General features: G+C 46.2%; 17 protein-coding genes. 15 read left to right on the top strand and 2 right to left on the bottom strand.

What is annotated here, in order from left to right:
* Positions 1 to 22 precede the first annotated feature (22 nt).
* Positions 23 to 1,561, bottom strand: a complete 1,539-nt coding sequence (locus ACZ49W_RS07300) for an Nramp family divalent metal transporter (RefSeq protein WP_464814657.1) — start codon at positions 1,559 to 1,561, stop codon at positions 23 to 25.
* A 174-nt stretch (positions 1,562 to 1,735) separates the two neighbouring features.
* Between ACZ49W_RS07300 and uvrA the strand changes: the two genes are divergently transcribed.
* From uvrA to gatB, 9 genes are all read left to right on the top strand, one after another.
* Complete coding sequence (gene uvrA, locus ACZ49W_RS07295) at positions 1,736 to 4,585, top strand: excinuclease ABC subunit UvrA (RefSeq protein WP_464814656.1); 2,850 nt, start codon at positions 1,736 to 1,738, stop codon at positions 4,583 to 4,585.
* Position 4,586: 1 nt separating this feature from the next.
* Positions 4,587 to 5,651: a M24 family metallopeptidase gene (locus ACZ49W_RS07290; protein ID WP_464814655.1), complete on the top strand. Its 1,065-nt coding sequence runs from the start codon at positions 4,587 to 4,589 to the stop codon at positions 5,649 to 5,651.
* Between the two features lies 1 nt (position 5,652).
* Positions 5,653 to 6,105: a deoxycytidylate deaminase gene (locus tag ACZ49W_RS07285; protein ID WP_464814654.1), complete on the top strand. Its 453-nt coding sequence runs from the start codon at positions 5,653 to 5,655 to the stop codon at positions 6,103 to 6,105.
* Positions 6,106 to 6,284: 179 nt separating this feature from the next.
* Entirely contained in the window at positions 6,285 to 7,070 is a 786-nt protein-coding gene (gene codY / locus ACZ49W_RS07280) for a GTP-sensing pleiotropic transcriptional regulator CodY (RefSeq protein WP_464814653.1), read from the top strand.
* Positions 7,070 to 7,624 (top strand): cysteine hydrolase family protein, encoded by a 555-nt coding sequence (locus ACZ49W_RS07275; RefSeq protein ID WP_464814652.1) that lies wholly within the window; start codon positions 7,070 to 7,072, stop codon positions 7,622 to 7,624. The genes codY and ACZ49W_RS07275 overlap by 1 nt, the downstream gene beginning before the upstream one ends.
* 155 nt (positions 7,625 to 7,779) lie before the next feature.
* Complete coding sequence (locus ACZ49W_RS07270; protein WP_464814651.1) at positions 7,780 to 8,994, top strand: pyridoxal phosphate-dependent aminotransferase; 1,215 nt, start codon at positions 7,780 to 7,782, stop codon at positions 8,992 to 8,994.
* 134 nt (positions 8,995 to 9,128) lie between these two features.
* Complete coding sequence (gene gatC, locus ACZ49W_RS07265; RefSeq protein ID WP_464814650.1) at positions 9,129 to 9,431, top strand: Asp-tRNA(Asn)/Glu-tRNA(Gln) amidotransferase subunit GatC; 303 nt, start codon at positions 9,129 to 9,131, stop codon at positions 9,429 to 9,431.
* Positions 9,431 to 10,897 (top strand): Asp-tRNA(Asn)/Glu-tRNA(Gln) amidotransferase subunit GatA, encoded by a 1,467-nt coding sequence (gene gatA / locus ACZ49W_RS07260; RefSeq protein WP_464814649.1) that lies wholly within the window; start codon positions 9,431 to 9,433, stop codon positions 10,895 to 10,897. The genes gatC and gatA overlap by 1 nt, the downstream gene beginning before the upstream one ends.
* Positions 10,898 to 12,340 carry an Asp-tRNA(Asn)/Glu-tRNA(Gln) amidotransferase subunit GatB gene (gene gatB, locus ACZ49W_RS07255; RefSeq protein WP_464814648.1) on the top strand — a complete coding sequence of 481 codons (1,443 nt, stop codon included), beginning with the start codon at positions 10,898 to 10,900 and terminating at the stop codon, positions 12,338 to 12,340.
* Positions 12,341 to 12,387: 47 nt separating this feature from the next.
* Here the strand turns inward: gatB and ACZ49W_RS07250 are convergent, their stop codons facing one another.
* Positions 12,388 to 13,509 carry an amidohydrolase gene (locus ACZ49W_RS07250; RefSeq protein WP_464814647.1) on the bottom strand — a complete coding sequence of 374 codons (1,122 nt, stop codon included), beginning with the start codon at positions 13,507 to 13,509 and terminating at the stop codon, positions 12,388 to 12,390.
* A 155-nt stretch (positions 13,510 to 13,664) separates the two neighbouring features.
* On the opposite strand from ACZ49W_RS07250, the gene ACZ49W_RS07245 reads away from it, so the two are divergent.
* The 6 genes from ACZ49W_RS07245 to rsfS are packed head-to-tail and all read left to right on the top strand — an operon-like array spanning position 13,665 to position 17,252.
* A complete protein-coding gene (locus ACZ49W_RS07245; RefSeq protein ID WP_464814646.1) occupies positions 13,665 to 14,192 on the top strand; it encodes a YqeG family HAD IIIA-type phosphatase in 528 nt (175 codons plus the stop codon).
* Position 14,193: 1 nt separating this feature from the next.
* Positions 14,194 to 15,303 carry a ribosome biogenesis GTPase YqeH gene (gene yqeH / locus ACZ49W_RS07240; RefSeq protein WP_464814645.1) on the top strand — a complete coding sequence of 370 codons (1,110 nt, stop codon included), beginning with the start codon at positions 14,194 to 14,196 and terminating at the stop codon, positions 15,301 to 15,303.
* 13 nt (positions 15,304 to 15,316) lie between these two features.
* Positions 15,317 to 15,625: a ribosome assembly RNA-binding protein YhbY gene (gene yhbY / locus ACZ49W_RS07235; protein ID WP_464814644.1), complete on the top strand. Its 309-nt coding sequence runs from the start codon at positions 15,317 to 15,319 to the stop codon at positions 15,623 to 15,625.
* Positions 15,626 to 15,641: 16 nt separating this feature from the next.
* On the top strand, positions 15,642 to 16,274 hold the full coding sequence (locus tag ACZ49W_RS07230) for a nicotinate-nucleotide adenylyltransferase (RefSeq protein ID WP_464814643.1): 633 nt from the start codon (positions 15,642 to 15,644) through the stop codon (positions 16,272 to 16,274).
* On the top strand, positions 16,274 to 16,861 hold the full coding sequence (yqeK, locus tag ACZ49W_RS07225) for a bis(5'-nucleosyl)-tetraphosphatase (symmetrical) YqeK (protein ID WP_464814974.1): 588 nt from the start codon (positions 16,274 to 16,276) through the stop codon (positions 16,859 to 16,861). The genes ACZ49W_RS07230 and yqeK overlap by 1 nt, the downstream gene beginning before the upstream one ends.
* A gap of 40 nt (positions 16,862 to 16,901) precedes the next feature.
* Positions 16,902 to 17,252: a ribosome silencing factor gene (gene rsfS, locus ACZ49W_RS07220; protein ID WP_464814642.1), complete on the top strand. Its 351-nt coding sequence runs from the start codon at positions 16,902 to 16,904 to the stop codon at positions 17,250 to 17,252.
* Positions 17,253 to 17,311 lie beyond the last annotated feature (59 nt).

Here is a 17,311-nt window from a genome sequence, read left to right as displayed (position 1 = left end):
TTATCTATAAGGAGGGGGTATTTTAGGCTGTGATTTTCTTTTTGGCGCGGTAGAGTTCAATCAAGCACCAGATGAGTCCTGCGAGGATGAGCGCTGTGAGACCATAAGAGAGGTTTCTTGCGAGCATTTCTTGTGCTGGACTTGGATGGTCGCCAAAGAAGGCGAGGACTTGGTCAGGCAGTCCTTTTAAGTTGAGGTAAATGAGGACTAGAACAGATAGCCAGCCCAACCCTTTAATCAACCAACTATTTTTAAAGGCTTTTCCCATTTTATCTTCGCTATTGGTAAAGATGAGAAGAGGAAGGATGGAAAAAGGTAGCGCAAAGGCGAGGAAGATTTGCGAGTTGTTCATGAGATTGTTAATAGCCGTATGCTCAACAATCTTGTTGCTATGCTGGGTGGCAAAGATGGACAGAAGAACAGGAATGACGGATAAAAGACGTGTCACCAAGCGTCTGAGCCAACTTGGTAATTTGATATGGATAAAGCCTTCCATGATGATTTGCCCAGTCAGGGTTCCTGTGATGGTGGAGTTTTGCCCAGAAGCAAGAAGCGCAACGGCAAATAAAACGGACAAAAGACCAGTGCTAGCCAGTTGAGCAAGGACGCTATTACTCATTGTAGCAGGATTAGAGAGAGCTTCGTAGAGCCCAAAGAAAGAGGGATCAGAGACGCTACCAGACTTGAAAACGGCTGCTCCCATAATGAGCAAAAGACTGTTGACAAAGAAAGCCACGGTCAGCTGGATATTAGAATCCCAAGTGAAAAAGCGTAGGGTTCGCTTGATGCTCGCTTGGTCCTTGTGGTTGGTCTTTCTGCTTTGTACCAGCGAGGAGTGCAGGTAGAGGTTATGGGGCATGACCGTTGCTCCAATGATGCCAAGTGTGCCAGAAAGGGGCGTCATGCCAGCCACTTCGTGATGTGTTGAAAGGCTCTCGGCATTGGGGATCATCCCTTTTAGCACCGCCCCCCAGTTGGGGTCAGATAGGATAACCTGATAGGCAAAGATTAAGAAAATAACGGCAATCAAGGCCACGACTAGCCCTTCAATCTTGCGAAAGCCTAGCTTGGTCAAAAAAAGCAGTAAAAAGACATCGAAGACGGTAATAAAGACCGCTACAGTCAGTGGGATATGAAAGAGCAGGTAGAGAGCGATAGCTCCTCCGATGACTTCTGCAATGTCTGTTGCCATGATGGCAAGCTCGGTCAAAATCCACAGCATGATGTTGAGCGGTTTACTGGTATTGGCGCGGATGGCCTGTGCTAAGTCCATCTGATAGACAATGCCCAGCTTAGCCGACATGTACTGAAGTAGCATGGCAATCAGGCTGGACATCAAAATCACAGAGATGAGCAAGTATTGAAAATTTTGCCCACCTGTGATAGAGGTGGACCAGTTGCCGGGGTCCATGTAGCCGACAGCCACTAGGGCGCCTGGTCCAGAGTAGGCAAGGAGGGTCTTCCAAAATCCTTTGCCTTCAGGGACCTCGATGGTTTGATGGATTTCTTCTAAAGAGGGGCCATTGGCATAAAATTTGGAGGATTGAGATGAAGTGGTCATAGTAAAATCCTTTCGCAAATCAATTCAGTTTCTTTTAAAATTAAGCATGGTTAAATTATAAAATAAAGCAACTTATTTTGCAAGGCTTTTTCTTGTTTTTTAAAATTTTTCTTAAAAAAGAATGTCCTAAAATGTGATATAATAAAAGGAAACACGATTTTAGAAAGGAAATCCATGCAAGATAAGATTATCGTGCGCGGTGCGCGTGCCAATAATTTAAAAAATATAGACGTGACGATTCCACGAGATAAATTGGTTGTGATGACGGGTCTTTCTGGTTCAGGCAAGTCTAGTCTGGCGTTTGATACCATTTATGCTGAAGGGCAAAGGCGCTATGTTGAGAGCTTGTCTGCTTATGCGAGGCAGTTTTTGGGCAATATGGATAAGCCAGATGTGGATGCCATTGATGGGCTGAGTCCTGCCATTTCTATCGATCAAAAGACCACTAGCCGCAATCCCAGATCAACCGTGGGGACAGTTACGGAAATCAATGACTATCTAAGGTTGCTCTATGCGAGGGTGGGGACGCCTTACTGTATCAATGGGCATGGTGCGATTACCGCTACTTCGGTGGAGCAGATTGTCGATCAGATCTTGGCTCTGCCAGAAAAAACACGGATGCAGATCTTAGCGCCTGTGGTTAGAAAGAAAAAAGGCCAGCACAAGCCTGTTTTTGAGCGCATTCAAAAGGATGGATATGTGCGGGTTAGAGTCGATAGCGAGATTTTTGACATCACAGAGGTGCCAGAGCTGTCCAAAACCAAAAAGCATGACATCGAGGTCGTGGTGGACCGCTTGGTCAATAAAGATGGCATCAGAAGTCGGCTCTTTGACTCCATCGAGGCAGCCCTGCGTCTGGGTGAGGGCTACGTCATCATTGATACCATGGACGGCAAGGAGTTGCTGTTTTCAGAGCATTATTCTTGTCCCATTTGCCATTTTACGGTACCAGAGCTTGAGCCTCGTCTCTTTTCCTTCAATGCGCCGTTTGGGTCTTGTCCGGTGTGTGATGGGCTAGGCAGTAAGCTAGAGGTTGACTTGGATCTGGTGGTGCCCGATAGCAAGAAAACGCTGCGTGAGGGTGCTTTAGCGCCGTGGAATCCTATTTCCTCTAACTACTATCCCATGATGCTAGAGCAAGCCATGGAGCAGTTTGGGGTGGATATGGATACAGCCTTTGAGGACTTGGATGCGGCAGAAAAAGACCTTATTTTGTATGGTTCTGGTGAAAAGACCTTCCATTTTCATTATGAAAATGAATTTGGTGGGGTGAGAGATATTGATATTCCTTTTGAGGGAGTGGTCAATAATATTGAACGCCGTTACCGTGAAACCAGCAGTGACTACACCCGTGAAGCCATGCGGGTCTATATGAATGAGCTACCGTGTTCTAGCTGTCACGGCTACCGCCTCAATGAGCAGGCGCTTTGTGTGCGTCTGGAAAGTGAGCAGGGGCCTCATATCGGTCAGTTGTCAGATCTTTCTGTCGCTGATCATTTGGAAACCTTAGAGGCGCTTGATCTAAAAGACAATCAAGCCGTCATTGCCCAGCCGATTTTAAAGGAAATCAAGGATCGCTTGACCTTCCTCAATAATGTTGGACTCAATTATCTGACCCTCTCACGGACGGCAGGGACCCTTTCTGGGGGAGAGAGCCAGAGGATTCGCCTCGCAACGCAGATCGGTTCTAACTTGAGTGGTGTGCTTTATGTCCTTGACGAGCCCTCCATCGGGCTCCATCAACGTGATAATGACCGTTTGATTGAAAGCCTGAAAAAGATGAGAGATTTAGGTAATACCTTGATCGTGGTGGAACACGATGAGGACACCATGCGAGAGGCGGATTACTTGATTGATGTGGGACCAGGAGCTGGTGAGTTTGGCGGAGAAATCGTCGCAGCAGGCACGCCTAAGCAAGTAGCGAGAAGCCGCAAGTCCATCACTGGGCAATACCTGTCTGGGAAAAAGTTTATCCCAGTGCCTGAAAAAAGGCGAGCAGGCAATGGCAGCTATCTTGAAATTAAGGGAGCAAAAGAGCATAATCTTAAAGATGTGGATGTGATTTTTCCGCTTGGGACCTTTATCGCTGTGACAGGCGTGTCGGGTTCTGGGAAATCAACCTTGGTCAATAGCATTTTGAAAAAGGCGATTGCACAAAAGCTCAATCACAATTCGGATAAGCCGGGTCGCCACGAGGCGCTTCTAGGTGTGGAGCATGTCGAACGCTTGATTGATATTGACCAAAGTCCTATCGGACGAACCCCACGCTCCAACCCAGCCACTTATACGGGAGTCTTTGACGATATTCGCGAACTCTTTGCCCAAACCAATGAAGCGAAAATCAGAGGCTATAAAAAGGGCCGCTTTAGTTTTAATGTCAAGGGAGGACGTTGTGAAGCCTGCTCGGGTGACGGGATTATCAAGATTGAGATGCACTTCTTGCCTGATGTGTATGTGCCATGTGAGGTCTGCCACGGAACGCGCTACAATAGTGAGACCCTAGAGGTTCACTATAAGGAGAAAAATATCGCCCAAATCCTAGCTATGACCGTTGATGATGCGCTCAAGTTTTTCTCTGCCATTCCAAAGATTGCAAGAAAACTCCAGACCATCCAAGATGTGGGACTAGGCTATGTGACCTTGGGACAATCTGCGACCACCCTATCTGGTGGAGAAGCCCAGCGTATGAAGCTAGCCAGTGAGCTGCATAAGCGCTCCACTGGAAAGAGCCTCTATATCCTCGATGAGCCGACCACAGGGCTGCACACCGATGACATCGCAAGACTAATCAAGGTGTTAGAGCGTTTTGTGGAAGAGGGAAATACGGTTTTGGTCATTGAACATAACTTGGATGTGATTAAAACAGCCGACTATTTGGTGGACCTTGGTCCAGAAGGTGGGGTCGGTGGCGGTCAGATTATCGCCACAGGCACACCAGAAGAGGTGGCAGCAGTCAAAGATAGCTATACTGGCCAGTATTTGCGGGAAAAATTAGGCATGACAGATGAGAAAAGGAGTTTGTAGGATGACACGTGTGAAACGATTTTTAGAAAAGTTAGATCAATCAGCTGTTGATGGAATCTTGGTCACTGGGCAAAATAATATTTACTACTTGACGGGCTTTTGGGGAACAGAAAGCACGGTCTTTATCAGTAAAGACCACCGCCTCTTTTTGACCGATGCCAGATATACCCTCATCGCCAAGGAAAAGGTCAAGGGATTTGACATCATTGAGACCCGTGAGCCCTTGGTTGAGATTGAAAAAATTATTTCGTCTGCTGGTTTAGCCAGTCTTGGATTCGACGCAGAAGTGACCTATCATTATTATGAGCAATTAAAGGCCATCTTTTCCAAACAAACCTTGCAGGCCATGACCAATTTTGTAGAGGATTTGCGCATGATTAAGGACGAGCAGGAGATTTTGACCATTCGGGAAGCCTGCCGTATTTCAGACCAAGCCTTTTTAGATGTGCTGGACTATCTCAAGCCCAATGTCCACACTGAAAAAGAGATTGCGGATTTCCTTGATACTCGCATGCGGCAGATGGGGGCCTCAGGAGCTTCGTTTGAGTTTATCGTGGCGAGTGGCTACCGCTCTGCCATGCCCCACGGTGTGGCCAGCAGCAAGGTCATTGCGTCTGGCGAGAGCTTGACCCTTGATTTTGGTTGTTACTATGACCACTATGTCAGCGACATGACCAGAACCATCCATATCGGTCAGGTGAGCGATGAGGAGCGTGCCATTTATGATATCGTCTTGCGAAGCAATCAAGCCTTGATCGCAGCAGCCAAGGCAGGCATGACCTACACAGACTACGATGGTGTGGCAAGACAGGTCATCGAAGACGCTGGCTACGGCAGCTACTTTACCCACGGTATCGGTCACGGGATGGGATTAGATATTCATGAGTTGCCTTTCTTTAGAAAGACGGACGAAACGCTAAAAGCTGGTATGGTGATAACGGATGAACCGGGGATTTATCTGCCTGAGCGTTTTGGGGTGCGCATCGAAGATGATCTCCTCATCACAGAAACCGGCTGTGAGGTCTTGACCCATGCGCCCAAGGACTTGATTGTGATTGGAGGTTAGGATGGATCGTCTGTCTTGGCAGGATTATTTTATGGCCAATGCTGAACTCATCTCCAAGCGTTCTACTTGCGACCGGGCTTATGTGGGAGCAGTTTTGGTGAAAAATAATCGCATCATTGCCACCGGCTACAATGGTGCTGTGTCTGCGACCAAAAACTGTAACGAAGTCGGACATCAGATGGATAAGGGCCACTGCATCAGGACCGTCCATGCGGAGATGAATGCTCTCATCCAGTGTGCCAAAGAAGGCATCTCAACCAACGATACAGAGATTTATGTGACCCATTTTCCTTGTATCAACTGCACCAAGGCTTTGCTGCAAGCGGGGATTAAAAAGATTACTTATAAAACCACCTATCGTCCCCATCCCTTTGCGATTGAGCTCTTGGAGGAAAAAGGCGTACCTTATGTGGAGCATCTGGTTCCCAAGATTCATCTGGGCGAAGATGTCTGAAAATCAGAAAGTTCAAGCAAATGAGGCTTGAACTTTTTGACTTTATCAGAAAAAATGTCTAGATTTGAGGACATTTTCCTATTTTTTTAAATAATTTTGTGCAAAAAATAATCTTTTTTGTTATAATAAAATTGAAGAGAAAGAAAAGTAGTGATAATAAAAAATAGAAGAGAGGAACAATGACAACCTTATTAACTAAAACAAGGAAGATTTCAGCGATTTTGCAACGTTCAATGGAGCGTGCAGAAGGTGATCTTCCCTATAATATTATGGCTGCCCAATTATCTGATATCATTGACTGTAATGTCTGTATCGTAGATGATAAGGGTGCCTTTTTGGGTTATGTGATGAAACACAAGACCCACAATGACCGCACGGAAAAACTCTTTGAAACGCACCAATTTCCAAGTGATTATTTGAGTGGGATTAATCGTATGTTTGAAACGGAAGCGAATCTTCCGATTAGCCATTCGTTGACTATTTTCCCTTATGAGTCGCATGAACTTTATCCTAATGGCTTTACCACGATTGTGCCGATTTATAGCAGCGGTATTCGTCTTGGAACCCTCATCATTTGGAAAAATGAGCAACCCTTTAATGATGACGATCTCATCTTAGCAGAGTTGGCTGCGACCGTTGTAGGTCTGCAACTTCTCAACCATCAAAGTGAAACGCTAGAAGAGTCTATCCGTAAGCAAACGGCTGTTACTATGGCAGTCAATACCTTGTCTTATTCGGAGCTCAAGGCAGTAGCTGCAATTTTAAATGAATTGAATGGCACAGAAGGTCGCTTGACAGCGTCTTTGATTGCAGATAGTATCGGCATTACCCGCTCTGTTATCGTTAATGCCCTAAGAAAACTGGAAAGCGCTGGTGTGATTGAAAGTCGCTCGCTCGGTATGAAGGGGACTTACATCAAGGTGCTCAACGAAGGGCTCTTTGATGAAATCAAGGAACACAGCTAATGACAAGAGCGTTATTGTCCATTGATTATACCTTTGATTTTGTAGCTGATGAGGGAAAGCTGACAGCAGGAACTCCTGCTCAAGCGATTGCGACTGCGATTTTTGAGGCGACAAGAAAAGCCTATCAGGCAGGGAATGTGATTGTCTTTTGTATTGACCGACATGAGGAAAATGACCAGTATCATCCAGAAAGTCGGCTCTTTCCCCCTCACAATATCGCAGGTACCAAGGGGCGTGACCTGTACGGTCAGCTAGGTGACTGGTATGAAGAGGTCAAAGGAGACGAGCAGGTTCTCTGGTTAGATAAACGTCGTTATTCTGCTTTTGCTGGAACAGGGCTTGACCTCTATTTGCGTGAGCGAGGAGTGAAAACGGTCGTGCTCACAGGCGTTTTGACAGATATTTGTGTCTTGCACACGGCGATTGATGCTTATAATCTCGGCTATGAGATTGAAGTGGTGGCAGATGCCGTCGCAAGTCTTGATGAAGCGCGGCACAAATTTGCTCTAGAGCACATGAGAGACGTTCTTGGCGCAAAAATCGTGACAGGATAATAGAAATAGGGAAAAGAGGCTAGACTGGATGTCCAGCTTCTTTTTTTGCCCTAACGGTTGATAAGGGTCTTTGTTGGTGTTTTTCTTTTTTTGTTAGAGAATTTGGAAAATATGGTATAATAAAGCCACCCTAAAAACAGAAAGAAGGACATGACATGACGTTTTTTGACAAATCAAAAAAACTCGAACACGTAGCTTATGACATCAGAGGACCAGTCTTAGAAGAAGCCATGCGGATGAAGGCCAATGGAGAAAAGATTCTGCGCCTTAACACAGGAAATCCAGCTGAGTTTGGTTTTACAGCACCAGATGAGATTATTCGTGATTTGATTGTTAATGCGAGAGATAGTGAGGGTTATTCGGATTCTAAGGGAATTTTTTCAGCTAGAAAAGCGATTATGCAGTATTGCCAGCTCAGAGGTATCCCTGATGTGGATCTGGAGGACATTTATTTGGGCAATGGGGTGAGTGAACTAATCGTGATGGCCATGCAGGGCTTGCTTGATACGGGCGATGAAGTTCTTGTGCCCATGCCGGATTATCCCCTTTGGACAGCTGCCGTTAGTCTAGCTGGTGGGAATGCGGTGCATTATTACTGTGATGAAGCGGCGAGCTGGTATCCAGACCTTGCGGATATGGAGGAAAAGATCACGCCTAGAACCAAGGCTATTGTCCTCATCAATCCCAACAATCCAACAGGGGCGCTCTACCCTAGAGAGGTCTTGGAAGGCATCGTAGCTCTGGCTAGAAAATATGGTCTCATCCTCTTTTCAGATGAGATTTATGACCGTGTGGTCATGGACGGGGAGGAGCATATTCCCATTGCCAGCCTTGCACCAGATGTGTTTTGTGTCACCATGAATGGGCTTTCTAAGTCCCACCGCATCGCAGGTTTTCGTGTGGGCTGGATGGTTCTGTCTGGCGATAAGAAGCAAGCCCAAGGCTACATTGAGGGGCTCAATATGCTAGCGAATATGCGCCTTTGCTCCAATGTTTTGGCCCAACAGGTCGTCCAGACCTCACTAGGTGGTCACCAGTCCGTGGATGAGCTTTTGCTACCGGGGGGCAGAATCTATGAACAGCGCAATTTTATCTATCAGGCGATTGAGAATATCCCAGGGCTTTCTGCAGTTAAACCCAAGGCCGGTCTTTATATTTTCCCTAAAATTGACCGCAACATCTATGCCATTGATGATGACGAAGATTTTGTCCTTAACTTTTTGAAACAAGAGAAGGTTCTCCTTGTTCATGGACGTGGGTTTCATTGGAATGAACCTGATCATTTCCGCATCGTTTACCTGCCAAGGGTGGATGAACTCGCCCAGTTGGAAGAAAAATTGACCCGCTTTTTGAGACAATACCGCCGCTAAAGCAAGAGGGAGCGGATGGTTTTGAGCGGCCTTCTTTCTTGGAAGATGAGGAGGCGTTTTCAAAGTGGCGCTACACCTCCCCAAGTCTTGAAAAATATGGTAGAATAAGAAAGATAAGAAAAAAGGAGAATCTCATGGAAATCACCAAAGAAGAAGTGACCCATGTGGCAAAACTGTCTAAGCTCGCTTTTGATGAAGAGAAGACAGCAGAATTTGCTACGACGTTATCAAAGATCGTTGATATGGTTGAATTGCTCGATGAAGTGGATACAACTGGTGTGCCATTTACCTCAAATGTGGCTGAAAACCTTAACCGCATGCGTGAAGATGAGGCAAAACCAGGCTGGAATCGTGATGAGCTGTTTGAAAATGTCCCAGAAAGAGAAGGCTACTATATCAAAGTGCCAGCCATTTTAGATGAGGGAGGAGATGCCTGATGCGTTTGCATGATAAGACCGTTTTTGAACTACACGACCTCTTGGTTAAAAAGGAAATCTCAGCAGAAGAATTAACTGGGGAAACCTTAAAAGCTATTGAAGCGCGTGAGCCTGAGGTGGAGAGCTTTATCACGATCTCAGGTGATAAGGCACTTGAGCAAGCCAGAAAAATTGATGAAAAAGGCATTGATGAAAGAAACGTCCTAGCAGGGATTCCCCTTGCGGTCAAGGATAACATCTCTACGCGTGGGATTTTGACCACAGCAGCCTCTAAAATGCTCTATAACTACGAGCCGATTTTTGATGCGACAAGTCTTGAAAAAGCTTATAGTAAGGACTTGGTAGTGATTGGAAAGACTAACATGGACGAGTTTGCCATGGGAGGATCGACTGAAAGCTCTGCCTTTAAAGTGACCAAGAACCCTTGGGACGTGACCAAGGTTCCTGGAGGGTCATCAGGTGGCTCTGCAACGGCTGTGGCTTCTGGTCAGGTGAGACTTTCTCTTGGTTCTGATACGGGAGGTTCGATCAGACAGCCAGCTAGCTTTAACGGTGTGGTTGGTATGAAGCCGACTTACGGCCGTGTGTCCCGTTTTGGTCTCATCGCCTTTGGTAGCTCTTTGGATCAGATCGGACCCTTTTCTCAGACCGTGAGGGAAAACGCTGCGCTTCTTGGTGCCGTTTCAGGGCATGATGAGAGGGATGCGACCTCAAGCAAGCGTGAAGTGCCTGATTTTACAGCTAAGATGGGAGAAAGTCTAAAAGGCATGAAGATTGCCCTTCCTCGTGAGTACATGGGCGAAGGCATTGACGAGAAAGTCAAGGAAGTGATCCTTGCTGCGGCTCGTCACCTAGAAAGTTTGGGGGCTGAAATCCATGAGGTTAGTCTTCCTCACAGCAAGTACGGGGTTGCGGTTTACTACATTATCGCGTCTTCAGAAGCCTCTTCAAATCTCCAGCGTTTTGACGGCATTCGCTATGGCTTTAGGGCTGAGGGGATTGAAAATCTAGAAGATGTCTATGTCAAGACCAGAAGTGAGGGCTTTGGAGATGAGGTGAAACGTCGGATTATGCTTGGAACCTTTAGTCTCTCATCTGGTTATTACGATGCTTATTTCAAAAAAGCGGGTCAGGTCAGAACCTTGATTTGCGAGGACTTTAGAAAGGTCTTTGAGGATTATGATGTGATCTTGGGGCCTACGGCACCGACGGTGGCTTACGGTCTAGGCACGCAGCTTGACGATCCGGTGACCATGTATCTAGGTGACCTGTTGACCATTCCGGTCAATATGGCTGGGCTACCTGCTATCTCTATCCCAGCAGGCTTTGCACACGGTCTTCCAGTGGGACTTCAGCTCATCGGTAAAGCCTTTGATGAAGCGACCATTTATCAGGTGGCAGAAGCCTTTGAGGCAACGACGGATCATCACACCAAGAAACCACACATTTTTGAAGGGAGCAAGTAAATGAATTTTGAAACCATTATCGGACTAGAGGTCCATGTGGAGTTAAAGACGGATTCTAAGATCTTTTCACCTGCTCCAGCGCATTTTGGAGAAGATCCAAATGCCAATACCAACATCATTGACTGGGCCTTTCCAGGGGTTCTTCCTGTCATGAATAAGGGTGTGATTGATTTTGGGATCAAGGCGGCTCTAGCGCTCAATATGGATATTCACCAAAAGATGCATTTTGATCGCAAGAACTATTTCTATCCAGACAATCCCAAAGCCTATCAGATTTCTCAGTTTGATGAGCCCATTGGCTACAATGGATGGATTGAAATTGAGCTAGAAGATGGCTCAACCAAGAAAATCCGTATCGAAAGAGCGCACTTAGAAGAAGACGCAGGGAAAAACACCCACGGGACAGACGGCTATTCGTATGTGGATCTCAACCGTCAAGGAGTACCGCTTATCGAAATCGTCTCAGAAGCCGATATGAGAAGCCCAGAAGAGGCCTATGCTTATCTGACTGCCCTCAAGGAGATTATCCAATACACTGGTATTTCAGATGTCAAGATGGAGGAAGGGTCCATGCGGGTGGATGCCAATATCTCTATTCGCCCTTACGGTCAAGAGGAATTTGGAACCAAAACCGAGCTCAAAAACCTCAACTCCTTTAATTTCGTGAGAAAAGGTCTGGCTTTTGAGGAGAAACGTCAGGCAGAAATCTTGCGGTCTGGTGGTCAGATCCGCCAAGAGACTAGACGCTACGATGAAGCGACTGGTGAGACCATTCTCATGCGGGTCAAGGAAGGTTCGGCGGATTACCGCTATTTCCCAGAGCCAGATCTTCCAATCTTTGAGATCGAAGACGAGTGGATTGAGCGTGTGCGTGAGGGACTTCCTGCCTTTCCAAAGGAAAGACGTGCCAAATATGTGGCAGACTATGGGCTAACAGACTATGATGCCAAGCAACTAACCGCAAGCAAATCTGTTTCAGATTTCTTTGAAAAAGCAGTTGTACTGGGTGGCGATGCCAAACAGGTCTCCAACTGGCTACAAGGTGAGGTGGCTCAGTACCTCAACAGCGAGCAAAAGACCTTGGAAAATATCCAGCTCACTCCAGAAAACCTCGTTGAGATGCTTGCTCTTATCGCAGATGGAACCATTTCGTCTAAGATTGCCAAAAAAGTCTTTGTGCATCTGGCAAAAAATGGTGGCTCTGCTAAGGAATACGTAGAAAAAGCAGGACTTGTGCAAATCTCAGATCCAGCCGTCTTGCTTCCGATTATCCATCAAATTTTTGAAGAGCAGGTGGCTGCTGTTACAGATTTCAAATCTGGAAAACGCAATGCCGATAAAGCCTTTACTGGATTTTTGATGAAGGCGACAAAAGGACAAGCCAACCCACAAGTGGCGCAAAAACTCCTTCAAGAAGAATTGGCTAAATTAAAAGAAGACTAAAAAGAGTTGGGAAATCCCAACTCTTTTTGAGGTAGTAGATGAGTCTCTTAATCCATTTCAATCAAGCGCCAAAAGACCTGTGTCATCGGCTCGATCAAGCTATCAGGAAAATCAAACGGTGTGGTGTGGAGTTTAGGATAGTCCACACCGTCTCCCATAAAGATCATAGCTCCCTTGACCTGATGGAGAAAATGCCCAAAATCTTCGGAAGCTCTAAAGGGTTCATCGAGGACTTTGCTGTCTTGCTGAATATCCTTGCAGGCTTGAAAGACCTTATCCACGGCGTCTTTATGGTTGATGGTTGCTGGAAAAACATCTTGTTCTTCCCATTTAAATTGGAGTTGATGAAGCTTGGCCAAGCGTCTAGCCTCATCCAGGATGAGCTTTTCGAGTTGAGCCAGATCTTCTTCAAGAGCAGCCCGAATGGTCAAACGTAACACCCCCTCGCCAGCTGACACTCCAAAGGCTGCTTCACCGACCAAGACGTGAATGATAGTCATTCGCACCAAATCTTGAAATAGATCAGGCGATTGTGAGAGGGTATCGATGTGTTGCACCAGCTCTGCGATGGCAAAGGCAGGATTGATGCCTGCTTCTGGCTGACTGGCATGAGAGGCCTTGCCTTGAAAAGAAAGGATCACCCCCTTTGAGGTCAGGCACATGACGCCTGATTTGATGGCGATGGTTTGAAAAGGCTCGCCGGGGTAGTTGTGATAGGCGTAGAATTCTGAGATGTTTTCCTCCTCAAAAATAGGTAGGCAGCTCTTAGCCCCTTGTCCAGTTTCCTCAGCAGGTTGAAAGAGGAAGATACAGCTGCGCTTGGGAGGTTTTTGATCAGCCATGAGAGCTAGAGCACACAGTGTCGCAGCGTGTCCGTCATGTCCGCATTTGTGCCCCACACCTTGAATTTTTGAGCGATAGGGAGCGTCGATTTCATCTGCAATAGGCAAGGCATCAAAGTCTGCTCGAAAGGCGATGCTTGGCTCTTGCCCTAGCGTCTTGGCGTAGAAATAGTTGCCTTTATCAACGATGATGAGATTTTGGCTACGCTCTTTGAGAAAGTCGATCAAGGTCGCCTTAGTCCAGACTTCCTGACCAGAGAGCTCGGGATGGGCGTGAAGTTGATGTCTGAGCTGGATACATTGGGTGATGATGTCAGTCTTGTCCATCTTGGTTCCTCATTTCTTTAGGGTTTACAAGGGCATTATAGCACAAAAGGTAAACGGTTGCAAAACAAAGAGATTTGCGGTTTTTTAGGGTTTCTACCTGCTTTTTTTAGCGATTTATGATAGAATAAAATGGACTATATCAAGTGGAGTATGTTTTGAGTATCGAAGATTATCGACCAGATTTTGTTGTTGAAGCGGTGTATGATTTAAAACCAGATAGCCTGCGCCGTCATGGCATTGAGGCGGTTTTAGTGGATTTGGATAATACCCTCATTGCTTGGAATAATCCAGATGGCACGCCAGAGTTGCGCCAGTGGTTGGATGACATGACCAAGGCAGATATTCCCGTTGTGGTGGTGTCTAATAACAATCACGCACGGGTCAAACGGGCGGTGGAAAAGTTTGGTGTGGACTTTGTCAGCAGGGCGATGAAACCTTTTACCAGAGGGATCAATAAGGCGATTGAGCGCTATGGTTTTAACCGTGAAGCGACCGTGATGGTGGGGGATCAGCTGATGACAGATATTAGAGCCAGCAAGCGTGCAGGGATTCGCTCTATCTTGGTGAGACCCTTGGTTCAGTCAGATGCTTGGAATACCAAGTTTAACCGAGCTAGAGAAAGGCGCGTTTTGGCGCAAATCGAAGCCAAGTATGGCAAATTAGACTATAAAAAGGATATTTAAGGTGGCAGAAGAATTACATTGTATCGGGTGTGGGGTTCTTATCCAAACAAAGGATAAGGATGGCCTTGGTTATACGCCAAAGGCAGCCTTAGAAAAGGGCTTGGAGACAGGGGATGTTTATTGCCAACGTTGCTTCAGGCTACGTCATTATAATGATATTGCTGATGTGAGCTTGACGGACGAGGATTTTTTGCGACTGCTCCATGAGGTTGGTGAGAGCCAGGCCTTAATCGTTCATGTGGTGGATATCTTTGATTTCAATGGATCGGTCATTCCCAATCTCCCTCGTTTTGTTGCAGGGCAAGATATTCTCCTTGTGGGAAATAAAAAAGACATCCTGCCTAAGTCCGTTAAGGATGCAAAGATTAAGCATTGGCTCTTGGAGAGGGCTAAAGAAGAAGGCTTACATCCTTTGGATGTGGTCTTGACCAGTGCTAAGAATAGGCAATCCATCAAAGAGGTGATCGAGGCGATTGATCACTACCGTAAGGGCCGTGATGTCTATATTGTTGGGGTAACCAATGTGGGCAAATCCACCCTCATCAATGCCATCATCCAAGAGGTCACCGGCACCAAGGATGTCATCACCACCTCACGTTTTCCAGGGACGACGCTGGATAAGATTGAGATTCCGCTTGACGATGGTAGCTACCTCTATGATACACCGGGGATTATCCATCGCCACCAGATGGCCCATTACCTTGAGGCCAAGGACCTTCGCTTGGTAAGTCCACAAAAAGAAATCAAACCCAAGACCTACCAGCTCAACAGTGATCAAACCCTCTTTTTAGCAGGTCTTGCCCGCTTTGATTATATCGAAGGGGAAAAACAAGGGATGACCGGCTATTTTGAAAATGGCCTTCTCATCCATCGGACCAAATTAGAGGGAGCGGATGCCTTTTATGACAAGCATAAAGGTGATTTACTTTCCCCACCAAGAGCGAATCAATTAGCTGATTTTCCCCCTTTGGTGAGGCACGAATTGACCATTACAGCCAAATCGGATGTGGTCTTTTCAGGTCTTGGCTGGATTCGGGTCGCAAAACCAGGAAAGATAGCTGCTTGGGCACCAGCAGGAGTTGGGGTGCTTCTTCGCGAAGCCATTATTTAGAAAGAGGATAGTGATGTTAACCAGTAAACAACGGGCATTTTTAAAGAGTGAAGCCCATAGCTTAAAACCCATCGTTCAGATTGGGAAAAATGGTCTCAATGACCAAATCAAAACCAGTATCAGACAGGCGCTTGATGCTAGAGAACTCATCAAGGTGACTTTGTTGCAAAATACGGATGAGGATATTCATGACGTGTCTGAGATTTTGGAAGACGAAATGGGGATTGATACGGTCTTAAAAATCGGGCGGATCTTGATTCTTTACAAGGAATCCGCTAAAAAAGAAAATCGCAAGCTCTCACCAAAGGTGAAAGCCATTTAAGCGTCTAGGAGGTTATATGGCTATTGAACTCTTAACCCCTTTTACCAAGGTGGAGTTAGAACAAGAACCCAAAGACACCAACCGCCGTCAAGTCGGCATTTTAGGGGGGAATTTTAACCCTGTCCATCAGGCGCATTTGGTCATTGCAGACCAAGTCAGGCAACAGTTAGGTCTCGATGAGGTCTTGCTTTTGCCAGAATACCTCCCACCACATGTGGATAAAAAAGAGACCATCGATGAAAAACATCGGGTCAAGATGCTTTCGCTAGCCATTTCAGACAATCCAGACCTGCATCTTGATAGGACAGAGCTGGACCGAAAAGGGGTCAGCTATACCTACGACACCATGAAAGCATTGACGACTGCCAATCCTGATGTGGATTACTACTTTATCATTGGAGCGGACATGGTGGACTACCTGCCCAAGTGGCACCGGATTGATGAGCTGCTTCAGCTAGTGCAATTTGTTGGGGTACAGCGTCCCAAGTATAAGGTCGGGACCTCTTATCCCATCATTTGGGTGGATGTGCCCTTGATGGATATTTCCTCTAGTATGATTAGACGAGCGATTAAGGAGGGGAAGAAACCCCACTATCTCCTCCCTCAGCCAGTGTTGGACTATATTGAGAAAGAAGGCTTATACCGATGATGACCTATGAATCTTATGTGCCCCAAGGACGTGAGGAACTCTTGCGCCAATTATGGCGCAGGATGAGCGACAAACGCTTCAAGCATTCCCTAGCGGTGGAAAAAGCAGCTATCGAACTAGCGAAACGCTATGATTATGACCCAGAAAAAGCAGGTCTGGCTGCTCTTCTTCATGACTATGCCAAGGAATGTTCAAACGAGGATTTTCAAGCCTATGACTCAGATCAGACCTTGTCAAAATGGGGGAATAATATCTGGCATGGGCTTCTAGGCAGTTACTTGGTTTCTGAGGAACTAGGAATAACAGATACGGACATTTTGCGGGCAATTGCCCTTCATACGGTTGGTTCAGCTGAGATGACAACTCTAGATAAGATTGTCTATGTGGCAGACTATATTGAGGAGACCAGAGATTTCCCAGGTGTGGAAATTGCTAGACATTTGGCAGAGATCTCCTTGGATCAAGCAGTCGCTTTTGAAGCATCTAAGACCCTAGCTTACTTGATCGAGCAGGGCAAACCCATCTATCCCCAAAGTTTAGAAACCTATAATGCCTTTATCGGCTATTTAGATAAACAGGGCCGTTAAATAGGGCCTTGACAGCATAAAACAGAAAATGAGGTAATGTGTGAAGGAAAATCAATTGATTCAAACCATGGTTCAAGCCATGGATGAAAAACGTGCCGAAGACATCTTGGTGATGGATCTTCAAGCCTTGACGACGGTCTGTGATTATTTCATCCTAGCGACTGCGATGAATACCCGTCAGCTAGATGCTATTTCAGATCATATCAGAGAAAGTGTTAAAGAAAAAGATGGGCTAGCTGTTTCTATTGAGGGCGATAGTCAAGCAGGCTGGGTCCTTTTGGATGCTGGAAGTATCGTGGTACATCTCTTCTTAGAAGATGAACGTAGCCACTATAATCTCGAAAAATTATGGCATGAGGCCATAACAGCAGAAGGTAGCGCATTTTTATAGAAGATGAAAGGAGTTGACCAAGCTAGTGCAACTCCTTCTTTGCTTGAAAGATGGCTTTG

It is taken from the genome of Streptococcus sp. STR1/CE/0325 (assembly GCF_055386095.1).
Note: the sequence above shows the minus strand (reverse complement) of the source record. Positions and strands in the feature narration are given on the sequence as shown.